At 62.7% G+C, this 9,857-nt stretch carries 10 protein-coding genes and 2 tRNA genes; 3 read left to right on the plus strand and 9 right to left on the minus strand.

Going from position 1 to position 9,857, the window contains the following annotated elements; genetic code table 11:
• Positions 1-9: 9 nt before the first annotated feature.
• Both BT115_RS01095 and BT115_RS18605 read right to left on the minus strand, forming a co-directional pair.
• Positions 10-201, minus strand: coding sequence for a hypothetical protein (locus BT115_RS01095; protein ID WP_072320718.1), 192 nt, complete (start codon positions 199-201; stop codon positions 10-12).
• Between the two features lie 152 nt (positions 202-353).
• Positions 354-968, minus strand: coding sequence for a hypothetical protein (locus BT115_RS18605; RefSeq protein WP_177257340.1), 615 nt, complete (start codon positions 966-968; stop codon positions 354-356).
• Here BT115_RS18605 and BT115_RS01105 point away from each other — a divergent pair.
• Complete coding sequence (locus BT115_RS01105; RefSeq protein WP_177257341.1) at positions 967-1,530, plus strand: hypothetical protein; 564 nt, start codon at positions 967-969, stop codon at positions 1,528-1,530. The genes BT115_RS18605 and BT115_RS01105 overlap by 2 nt on opposite strands.
• A 55-nt stretch (positions 1,531-1,585) precedes the next feature.
• Here BT115_RS01105 and BT115_RS01110 read toward each other — a convergent pair.
• Both BT115_RS01110 and BT115_RS01115 read right to left on the minus strand, forming a co-directional pair.
• Positions 1,586-1,661, minus strand: a tRNA-Ala gene (locus tag BT115_RS01110).
• Between the two features lie 72 nt (positions 1,662-1,733).
• Positions 1,734-2,852, minus strand: coding sequence for a ribonuclease D (locus tag BT115_RS01115; protein WP_072320721.1), 1,119 nt, complete (start codon positions 2,850-2,852; stop codon positions 1,734-1,736).
• A 109-nt stretch (positions 2,853-2,961) separates the two neighbouring features.
• On the opposite strand from BT115_RS01115, the gene BT115_RS01120 reads away from it, so the two are divergent.
• Together BT115_RS01120 and BT115_RS01125 are read left to right on the plus strand one after the other, a co-directional pair.
• A complete protein-coding gene (locus BT115_RS01120; RefSeq protein ID WP_072320722.1) occupies positions 2,962-4,917 on the plus strand; it encodes a formylglycine-generating enzyme family protein in 1,956 nt (651 codons plus the stop codon).
• A gap of 92 nt (positions 4,918-5,009) precedes the next feature.
• On the plus strand, positions 5,010-5,477 hold the full coding sequence (locus BT115_RS01125) for a DUF1203 domain-containing protein (protein WP_072320723.1): 468 nt from the start codon (positions 5,010-5,012) through the stop codon (positions 5,475-5,477).
• Positions 5,478-5,604: 127 nt separating this feature from the next.
• Here BT115_RS01125 and BT115_RS01130 read toward each other — a convergent pair whose 3' ends face one another.
• The 5 genes from BT115_RS01130 to BT115_RS01150 all read right to left on the minus strand — a co-directional run bounded on the left by BT115_RS01130 (position 5,605) and on the right by BT115_RS01150 (position 9,849).
• A complete protein-coding gene (locus tag BT115_RS01130) occupies positions 5,605-6,849 on the minus strand; it encodes a hypothetical protein (protein WP_072320724.1) in 1,245 nt (414 codons plus the stop codon).
• 329 nt (positions 6,850-7,178) lie between these two features.
• A complete protein-coding gene (locus BT115_RS01135) occupies positions 7,179-7,574 on the minus strand; it encodes a hypothetical protein (protein ID WP_218184703.1) in 396 nt (131 codons plus the stop codon).
• 392 nt (positions 7,575-7,966) lie between these two features.
• A tRNA-Leu gene (locus tag BT115_RS01140) sits at positions 7,967-8,053 on the minus strand.
• 23 nt (positions 8,054-8,076) lie between these two features.
• Entirely contained in the window at positions 8,077-8,655 is a 579-nt protein-coding gene (locus BT115_RS01145; RefSeq protein WP_072320725.1) for a cysteine dioxygenase family protein, read from the minus strand.
• Positions 8,656-8,745: 90 nt separating this feature from the next.
• Positions 8,746-9,849: a homoserine O-acetyltransferase MetX gene (locus tag BT115_RS01150; protein ID WP_072320726.1), complete on the minus strand. Its 1,104-nt coding sequence runs from the start codon at positions 9,847-9,849 to the stop codon at positions 8,746-8,748.
• Between the last annotated feature and the right edge of the window lie 8 nt (positions 9,850-9,857).

Raw genomic sequence — 9,857 nt, forward strand, 5'->3', positions numbered from 1 at the left:
CGCAGCAGCTCAACCGGATATCGACGCCTGCAACGCAGCGGCCAAGCCCGCGTCGCCGCTGAGGATGTCTTTCCATGCGAGCGCAATACCGTTGCGCTTGCCCTTCGCCACGAGCTTCATGCCATCGGGATCGATGGTCAGCGTATACGCCTGGCCGTCGACGACGAGTTCGCGTTTAAGGGGTTTGTCCAGGGGCGTCATGACGTTCTCCGTGGCGTTCCTCGCACGATGCGCGCGCCAGTGTCACGGGTTCGTGCAAGTTTGCATGGGTGGCGATATGAGCATCATCTATCTGATTTTTCTTTGATTCTCGCCTTTGACGCTGGGGTTTATCGCTTGCTAGCGTGAGCGCCTCATCGACAGGAGGTCGGCATCATGAAATTTCTCGGGCGCGGAAGGAACGCGAGGAGCGGCGAGCTCGATCCGAGCTTCGGAACGGACGGCGTCGTCGAAGTACGGTCCCTGGAAATTTCCCCAACAACCTGACGTCGGTTGCCTTTGACGAAGCCTCCCGCCTGATCGTCTACGGTAGCTATCAACGGGTCGAATCGGCGGTCGATCAGATGGGCGCTGCAAGGCTGCTGTCGGACGGCACCATCGACGAGGATTTCGGGGATAGCGGTGACGGCTTTCTTGCGGCGCCTGCCGCGATCCCCGCCAGCACGATGAGCGGCCTCGCCTTGCATCGCGAAGGGTTCGTGGTCACCGGTCCGGCAGGTGATCTCTTGCCTGTGCTGGCTTTCGATACGGATGGACGATACCTCGCAGACACGAGTTTCATCGACGAGCAGCAGGTGTCGTTGCCGCGTGTGGCGGTGCTGCGAGGTGGAAGCATCCTGCTCGCAAGCTCGGGTCAGCGAGGCGGCTGGCTTTATCGAAGGCGCGCTGACGGTTCCCAGGATGAGGACTTCGGTGAAGGGGGGGAGGCTCACGTTCCTCCCTGACGCGTTCGTGATGATCTCTTCCATGACGCTAGCCGATTCGGGTTTCTACATCGGCGGTGGCTATGGCGACGATGGGTTCGTCGGGCGCTGCGATCGCGACGGGCTGCCGGACGCGACATTTGGCGACGCGGGTTTCCTCACGCTGAGATTCCAGGGCTTCAGGTATTCGGACTGCCGCCGGTTGAGTGTCACCCGCGAGCGGAAGCTGCTTGTCGTCTTGCTCGGTGTGGGCACGTCAGGCCAGGTCGAGTGCGCCATCGTGCGGTTGAACGACGATGGATCGACGGACCTGGGTTTCAATCGGGGTCAGCCCGTGAGCTTGCCTGGTCAGCTCGCCGAGGGGCTGGCACAGGATTCTGCGGGCAGGATCGTCGTGGGTCTGGTCGACTTGCAGCAGGGCAATGTGCTTGTACGGCTGCATCCCAATGGTATGAGGGATACAAGCTTCGGCGCAGAGGGAAATGGAGAAGTCCGCGTGCCGTTTGCCCTGTTCCGCCTAAAGGATACGGGTATCCAGACCGATGGACGCATCGTCGCGAGCGGCGAAAGGGGCTCCATCACGACGCTCATCAGGCTGCTGCCGTAGGTAAACGCAAGAACCCCGAAGAGCATGCCCTTCGGGGTTCTCGGTCTGGCATAAGTGGTGGAGCGGAGGAGGATCGAACTCCCGACCTTCGCATTGCGAACGCGACGCTCTCCCAGCTGAGCTACCGCCCCACGAAGCGCGAACTATATCAGCCGAAATGGGCGCTGCCAACGGGTGCGCACTTGGCGCGTCCCGCGGTCGGTTCAGCCCGGCAGCAGCGCCGCCAGCCGTTCGAACAGTACCTCACGGCGCCAACCTTCCAGCGCCTCCGGCCAGTGGCCGGTCATCACGAACTCTTCCATCGAGCGGCGCGCGCAGAGCAGGCCCGGGGGAAGATCGAGCTGGGTGGCGAGGGTATCTACCGCACTGCGCATTTCGTTGATCGCGCGCTTCGCCTCGCCGACGGGGTGGCCGACGATAGGCGCGGTGCCTTCGATGTCCTCGGCGTCCAACGGACGGTGCAGCAGGTCGAACAGCTCCTGGCGCTGCGGCGAGCGCAGGGCCCGCGTACCACGGGTGCGTTCGTCGAGGTTCGCGGCCATTGCGGGCAGGTTGCCGACGAGGTCCAGGGCCTGCACGTCTTCGAGCAGCCAGGAGCGGGGCTTGTCCAATGCGCGGGCCGTGGCCTCGCGCCAACGCAGCACGCGACGGAGCAGAGCTTGTTTCTCCGGCGACCATTCACTCGCCGCCTTGAAGCCGCGCTGCGGTTGCGGGTCGCCTTCGCGATGGCTGGCGCGGCGTTTCATGCGCGCGCAATCCTCGGCGTGCCACGCGCTGCGCCCGCGCTCGGCGAGCCGTTCGGAGAGGATGCGATGGACAGGGTGCAGATGGACGACGTCCAGCGTGGCATAGAGCTTCTGCGATTCCGTGAGGGGGCGCTGCAACCAGTCGCTGCGCGTCTCGCCCTTGTCGAGTTCCGCGCCCACCAGCTCGGCGACCAACGCGCGATAGCTGATGCCCAAGCCCATCCCCACGAAGGCGGCGGCGACCTGCGTATCGAACAAGGTGTGCGGGCCATCGGGCAGGAACGGCGACATCGCTTCGAGATCCTCGCCCGCGCTGTGCATCACCGTGACCACGGGTTGTGCGGCGAATACCGGTTGCAGCGCTTCGCCCAGCGGCACCGCCAGCGGGTCGATCAGCGCGTAGCGCTCGTCGTGGGCGAGTTGGAGCAGGGCGAGTTGCGGGTAAAAGGTGTTGCGGCGCATGAACTCGGTGTCGAGCCCGACGACGGCCTCTGCGCCGATCGGCGCGAGCCATGCGCCCAGCGCCTCGCGGCGGTCGATCCAGGGAGCGGTGGGAGCGAGTTCGCTCGTGGTCATGCAGGCGTCCTTGTGAGTCAGGGACGCGCCGACATCCCGTGTTGCCCTGTCGCGCGCGATTCCCTAAGGTGGCAGCGCACGATAGCAGGCCTGTACGGAACCGCACACCATGCCGAATACCGAGACCGTCCGCCGACAGCGCGCCATTGGCGGCGCGTTGGGCGTTGCCGTGCTCGCTTTCGCGCTGTTCTATCACTTCTTTCCGCAGGCACTTCACGTCCAGCCGACGCAGAACACCGCGCGCACGCCGCTGCGCGGCCAACCGGCGGTGATGGGCTTCGATCAGCGGCCACAGGCGGCGCCCCAGGCCGTTGCATCGGAGATCGACGCCGGGCCGCCGATCATGCTCGCGCCGGCCTCCGTGATCGCGGCGCGTCACCGCGAGAAGAGCGCGGACATCGTCCTGCCGGCGCAGAAGACCCCCGATTCGCCTGAGCTGGCCGCTCTGCTGGACCGCGGAGACAAGGCCCTGGCAGCCGATCGCCTGGTCGGCGGTCAGGACAGCGCGTCCGCGCTCTATGCCGCGGCGCTAAAGCAGAAGGCCGATAGCCAGCGCGCCCTGGCCGGCATGGACGAGGTCCGCGGGCGGTTGGCTGCGGGCATCGAGCAGGACATCGCACTGGGCGATGCAGAAGCCGCGAGGGAAGGGCTCAGTGCGCTGAAGAGCCTGCCGTCGTCGAGCGCCATGGCTGCGCCGCTCCAGCAAAAGCTGGCGGTGCTCGACAAGGTGCGCCCGCTGCTGGGCAAGGCCGCCGCGCAGTTGCAGGATGGAAAAGCGAGCCAGCCCCGCGGCGACAGTGCCCTGGATACCTACCGCGAGGTGCTCACGCTCGATCCGGAAAATGCCGTGGCCGAGCAAGGCATCATCACCGTGCAGCGCAACGTGCTCGACAAGGCGCTGGCGGCCGTCGCGCAGAACGATTTCCCGGGAGCGGACGCGGCCCTGGCCGAGGCGGCGACCATCGCCCCCGAGTCGCAGGCTTTGCAGGACACTCGCGGTCGCATCGAAGGCATGCGCAGGCAGAGCGCGACAGCGATGCTCGCCCAAGCACGGTCGGCGCTCGATGCCGGCGACCTCACGCTCGCCCAGCAACTGGCGACGAAGGCGCAGCAGGTCAGCCCCGATCTCGCAGGCATCGACGACTTCAACGAGCGGCTCACCAACGCGCGGTTGTACGCAAGCTACAAGCCGGGCCAGGTGTTCGCGGATCGCTTCCTCGACACCAACGGGCAGGCACCCGCGATGGTCGTCGTGCCGACAGGCAAGTTCACCATGGGTTCGCCGGATGGTGAAGCCGGGCACGATGCCAACGAATCGCCTGCGCACGAGGTGCAGATCGCCAAGGGCTTCGCCATGGCGCGCAGCACCGTCACCATCGGTCAGTTCCGCGACTTCGTGCGCGCGTCCGGGTACGTGCCGCAGTCCCAGTCGCTCGGCGGCGGCAGCGTCTATGACGAACAAAGCGGCGGCCTGCGCGACGATCCGTCGGTGACCTGGCAGGACGACTACGCCGGCAAGCCCGGCCAGGATCGACTGCCGGTCATCAACGTGTCCTGGAACGACGCACGCGCCTATGCCGAGTGGCTGTCGCAGCGCACCGGCAAGAAGTACCGCCTGCCCAGCGAGGCCGAGTTCGAATACGCATTGCGTGCCGGCAGCACGTCGCGCTTCTGGTGGGGCGACGGCACGCCGTCATCCCGCGTGGAAAACCTCACCGGCGGCAACGACCGCTCCGGTTCCGGGCGTCGCTGGAGCAACGCGTTCAACGGCTATCGCGATGGTTATTGGGGCCCCGCGCCGGTTATGAGCTTCACGCCCAACCCGTTCGGCCTGTACGACATGGGCGGCAATGTGTCGGAATGGGTGGCGGACTGCTGGCACGACAACTACATCCGCGCGCCGCGCACCGGCGAAGCCTGGGTCAACCCCGGTTGTGGTCGTCGTGTGATTCGCGGCGGATCGTGGGGTAGCGCACCCGACATGGTTCGCTCGGCTTATCGCCAGGGTGCGACCGCCGATCTGCGTAATGCGCGTGTTGGGTTTCGTGTGGTGCGGGAGTTGTAACGGCGGAGTCTGCCGCACGGAAGCACAAGATCCGGATATCGTGGCTGTCGGTCAGCGCAGATCATAAGGCACACACCCTCGGTGACATCCTTATGACGTTCCGTATTCTTGGTCTTGACCCAGCGATTTTTACGCCGCTTTTCGGACTGACGGAAAGCGAACTGGCAAGTCGCGGCGTGAAGCGCGTATTGGTCGACTCATGGCCTGGCTTCCCCGACAGAATCGAAGTAGCCGATGTGCCGGTGGGCGAGTCGGTGCTCCTGCTCAACTACACGCATCAACCGGCGGATACGCCGTACCGTAGCAGCCACGCGATCTTTGTCCGCGAATTCGCGAAAGAGCCACTCGATGTGGTCGACGTCATACCAAAAGCCATGGAACGTCGGACGATTTCGCTACGCAGCTTCAATCGCTCTCACGAAATAGTAGACGCGACCCTGGTTGAGGGCCGAAACCTGAAAGAGGCCATTGAAAGCCTGTTGAATGATGCGGAGGCGGCGTACCTGCACGCTCATTATGCTGTGCGTGGTTGCTATGCCGCTCGTATTGAGCGTGCGTGACGCCGAATGATTGCCGATCCAATAGCGTAGATCTGAAACCTGAAAGTTTCGACCTTATCTGTATCGGATGCCTAGGCCGGTGTTGGCCGCTGCCGATGCCCAATTGCCACCCGGTGTAACTGTGCATCTAGCGCCATGCATGTTCCTCTTTCGCGACCTTTTGCTTCATGATGGCCACATCAATGCTTTGCGCTGCCACACGGCGGGATTCAACTTTTTCGGCGGTAACCTCGCCAAGCAAGCTTTCCCCGGCGCATGTATGAAGCGCTTCTTGAAATGCCAATTCGTGAGTCCGAGCCATTAGCATGCTGTTCTTCGAATCGTCCACTACCATGAAGCGCACGGGGTTCAAACGCATCAACGTTCGCCAGCGTTCGTCGATAGAGACGAAGTACGGAATGAAGAATGAACCAAATCGTGTTAGGCGAGCGGTTTGTTCCATGATGCGCAGATGTGTCATATCCCAAGCCATGCCGCGAGTTGCCTTGAACAGCTTGGCCGAAGGATTGATAACCGGGCCAAAGAAGGGTGCGACTTCTTTGCCCCGAATGCCACTCCAGATCAAGCTTAATTCGGTTGCGGGAACGAAACCCAGCTCCGATATGCAGAATCGGAGTAATTCGTGCAGGATCTGATCAATATCGCGCTTGCTTTGATTCCGCCACAGCGTAGCAAATCGAAGCAGTAACGCTTGAACGCCGAGACTCTTGGCTTCATGGTGTAAAACCGACTCGTTAGCATATAACTCTGAGAGAAAGGCTTCCGCACCGGGTCGAAGCGATGCTTTCAGAGTTTCTGCGGGAGTGCCGAAATCAAACCGGCTTGGGTTGCTTTTGAAGGCTTCCCAGTTGAGGTGGTCAAGCATGCGAAACGCGATTAAGGTGTTCAAGGGTCTCAGGTTGTTTTCATTTTCCCGGACCAAGCGAACGTTCTCGTAGAGAAACGGTACGACATCGAATTGCACCCTGGGGTTCTTGGCCTTCAGCATTAAAACTTCGATCACACGATCATGGTCGGCTTGCTGAATATTTTCCCCATTTAGCGTGGCGCGCATTTTCTCCGCGAAGTTGGAATCGAAGCTCAACGAGTAGTCAATGGGTATCGTTGTTTGCCCGCCCGTAAGTCGTGCTTGCATGCATATATGGCGAGATATGAAAAACGCCCGCGGCCCCTCGAACAGCGGCGTCACATAGATGCTCGAATCCGCTCCGAGTCCGAGATCTAGCGTCACTGCACCAGCCTGATCAGTGCTGATCAGCGCGCGCAGGTCGGTGCATTCTGCGGCTCGATGCGTATCGAGATCTCCGAGTGCGGCTCGATCGCCGGTGAGGATGGCGCGAAACAAGATGTCAACGACAGGCGGCTGAGTCATAAAGGCACAATGATTGAGAGGGCCAAGGACGTGAGTGAATCTTGGTCGGGTCGATCCACAGGCCCGCGCTGCGACAGACACCTAACATATGCATATCGGCTTGCGTGACGGATTCCTTAAGTCGAGCGGCCCGTCGGGAAATCCAACTCACTCCACCCCGCTAGCGCCGCCGCATGAAATTCGCCGACATGGACGGCGGCGTGGGCGCCGGATGCCGTGCGCTTAAATCTCACCGCTGCGCCTACGAACCCAGTCGTGGTCGGGATGACTAGCGATCTGGAGAGACACCACCTACGCACGTTGCGAGGCTCGCTCCGGCGGAGACGTTGTCAGTCGGGCTTGTCTGTTCCGAGCAAGATCATTTCGCTGAGCAAAGCGGCACCCAGGGAATGGGAGCTCACCTCCCTGTATCCAACGGCCTTGATTCCCGAGCTCTCCTCCGCCTGTATCAAAATGACGGCGGTGCGCTTGGCGGATGGCTGATCTATGTGCCAAGCGTACTGCGGAATTTGAATATCCATGGGCATTCCGCCAATAACACCCCCTTTCTCAATAACGAAGACCGCGCAACCCCGCTTTGCGTCGGCTTGCGTGGCGGGACGCGACCTGACGAAGCAATCCTTAGGTAGTTCCGGCCACGTAATGCCGGACGCCGTACTGCTGGCAGATAGCGACAATGCTCCGATTGCCAAGACGCTGAAGACGCATGTTGCGCGATTGGCCATGATTCCTCCTTTGTGCGTATTGATCGACGTGGACGATAGCACTTGGCTTCTTTGCGGATGACTTGAACCTGGTTCTGTCATCCCGTCCACGATCATCACTGGGTCAGCCCAGGTCGTTGCTGATGTCGCTCAGAATAGAGAGGCGATGGTCGCGGCGATCTCATACCTTTCGCTTAAGTGCTAGGAGTTTGGTTCCCATGAGCACTTTAGTGACTCTGGTGCGCGAGGTGAGCACAGCTCACGCCGCGCACCAAGTTACTCACACGCAGTGAGATGTGGCGGGCAGCGGGATGCCCGTGAGCCATGGCAGAACCTTCAGGCAAGAAAAACCCGCCACTTTGGGCGGGTTTCTCAAACTCGGTAAAGGCTATGAGCCTTCCCGATTTCGTCCTTGGTGCCGAAAGTGGGACTCGAACCCACACTGTATTTCTACAAACAGATTTTGAGTCTGCCGCGTCTACCGGTTCCGCCATTTCGGCATGGGGTCGCCATTATGCGGGATTCAGTGGACCCGGTCGAGGCCTAGTTGGCGTTCGGTGCGCTGGTACCAGTCGTCGCCTTCCGGCTTGAACACGGCGCACTGGGTCATGCGGCCGGAATAGATGTGCAGACTCACCGCGACCGCGTCGTCGCTGGGGTTGCGGATGGTGTGGTACTCGTGCGGCGGGATCAGGCTGCCGGCGGAGCCGGGGCCGGCCTGGATGGAGCCGACGGGGCGGAAGTGGTAGCGCTGGGCCTCGTGGCCGAGCAGCTCGTACTGGACGATTTCGAGCGCGCCGTTCCAGACCCCTTCGACGCACCACATGCCGCTGTGATCATGGATCAGGGTGCCCTGGCCCGGGCCCCAGGTCATGGCGACGACGCTGTACCCGTGTTCCTCGCTGCGATACAGCTCGCGGCGGGCGTAGTGGTCGGCGGCGGCTTCGAACACGCACTCCGGCAGCTTCACTTCCTGGGACCGGATGAGCCGGCACAGCGCGTTGCGCAGCGTGTCGGTAATGGCCGGCGTGCTCGGCTGGGAGACCGAGGCGTCGATGGCCTCGATGAGCTTGCGGCTGCCCGGGAAGTCGACCGTGATCATGGGTGGAACCTCTGGATGCGCTGGCGCGGGGAACGCCGGAAGGCCCGATCATACCAAACCGGGGCCGGGGGCCTTGGGCCCGCCACCGGGTCAGATCGTCGCAAGGAAGCCGCCGATCGCCCGGCTATAGTTCTCTATATCGACCAGGAAGGCGTCGTGGCCCTGGGGCGAATCCAGCGCCACGAAGTCCACCTGGGCGCCTGCGGCCTCCAGTCCCTTGGCGATCGTTTCCTGCTGTTCCAGGGGAAAGAGGATGTCGGTACTCACGCCGATGACCAGGGCTCGTTCGATGTGGATGCTGGCAAGACCGCGCATCACGTCGCCCTCGCCGTACTCGGCCACGTCGAACCAGTCGCTGGCGCGGGAGAGGTACAGGTAGCTGTTGGGATCGAACTGGCGATTGAAGCGCCGGGCATGCCCTTCGAGGTACGACTCCACCTGGAATTCGAAGCCGAAGGGTGCGTTGTCGTCGCGTTGTTCGGGGTCCAGGCGGATGCGTGCGAAGCGGCCGTTCCATTCCATCGCCGAGCGATAGGTAATGACGCCGAGCTTGCGCGCGATGCTCATGCCGTGTTCGGGCCACTGGTCGTCGCTGTAGCGGCCCTCGTTCCAGTGCGGATCCAGGCGGATCGCTTCGCGTTGCAGGGAGCGGATCGCGATGGCGAATGGTTGGGCCTGCGGTGCCGTGTCCACACTGATGTGGGTGCGTGCCGCACCCGGGTGCAGCAGCATGTACGCCAGCGCGCTCATGCCGCCCATGGAGCAGCCGACGAGGCACGCCAGTTGTTCGATGCCCATGCCTCGCACGGCTTCGTGCGCCGCGTTGGCGACATCTTCCAGCGAGAGTGCGGGGAAAGTGAGGCGGTACGGCTCGCCGGTGGCCGGATCGATCGATGCCGCGCAGGTGGAGCCCTTGTCGCTGCCGAGCGAGTTCACGCAGATGACGTGGAAGCGATCGGTGTCGAACGCCTTGCCGGGGCCGATCATCTCGTTCCACCAGCCGGGCGTCGGGTCTTGCTCGTTCGCGGCAGCATGCGCGCTCGGCGAGAGGCCGGTGAGGATCAGGATGGCGTTGTCCCGGTTCGGCGACAGCGTGCCCCAGGTCTCGTAGGCCACGCGTGCGCCATGCAGTTCGCCGCCGCGTTTCATGCGAAACGGCGAGGACAGCAGGTGGTATTGGCGTGCATCGCCCATGTCGTGCT

It is taken from the genome of Luteibacter sp. UNCMF366Tsu5.1, assembly GCF_900119235.1.
In the GTDB taxonomy this organism is placed as follows: Bacteria; Pseudomonadota; Gammaproteobacteria; order Xanthomonadales; family Rhodanobacteraceae; genus Luteibacter; species Luteibacter flocculans.

Coding starts and splice junctions, on each gene's coding strand:
- BT115_RS01130 (WP_072320724.1), bottom strand. CDS start 6,849: ATGACTCAGCCGCCTGTCGTTGACATCTTGTTTCGCGCCATCCTCACC.
- BT115_RS18605 (WP_177257340.1), bottom strand. CDS start 968: ATGGAAGAGATCATCACGAACGCGTCAGGGAGGAACGTGAGCCTCCCC.
- BT115_RS01125 (WP_072320723.1), top strand. CDS start 5,010: ATGACGTTCCGTATTCTTGGTCTTGACCCAGCGATTTTTACGCCGCTT.
- BT115_RS01105 (WP_177257341.1), top strand. CDS start 967: ATGACGCTAGCCGATTCGGGTTTCTACATCGGCGGTGGCTATGGCGAC.
- BT115_RS01115 (WP_072320721.1), bottom strand. CDS start 2,852: ATGACCACGAGCGAACTCGCTCCCACCGCTCCCTGGATCGACCGCCGC.
- BT115_RS01120 (WP_072320722.1), top strand. CDS start 2,962: ATGCCGAATACCGAGACCGTCCGCCGACAGCGCGCCATTGGCGGCGCG.
- BT115_RS01150 (WP_072320726.1), bottom strand. CDS start 9,849: ATGGGCGATGCACGCCAATACCACCTGCTGTCCTCGCCGTTTCGCATG.
- BT115_RS01135 (WP_218184703.1), bottom strand. CDS start 7,574: ATGGCCAATCGCGCAACATGCGTCTTCAGCGTCTTGGCAATCGGAGCA.
- BT115_RS01095 (WP_072320718.1), bottom strand. CDS start 201: ATGACGCCCCTGGACAAACCCCTTAAACGCGAACTCGTCGTCGACGGC.
- BT115_RS01145 (WP_072320725.1), bottom strand. CDS start 8,655: ATGATCACGGTCGACTTCCCGGGCAGCCGCAAGCTCATCGAGGCCATC.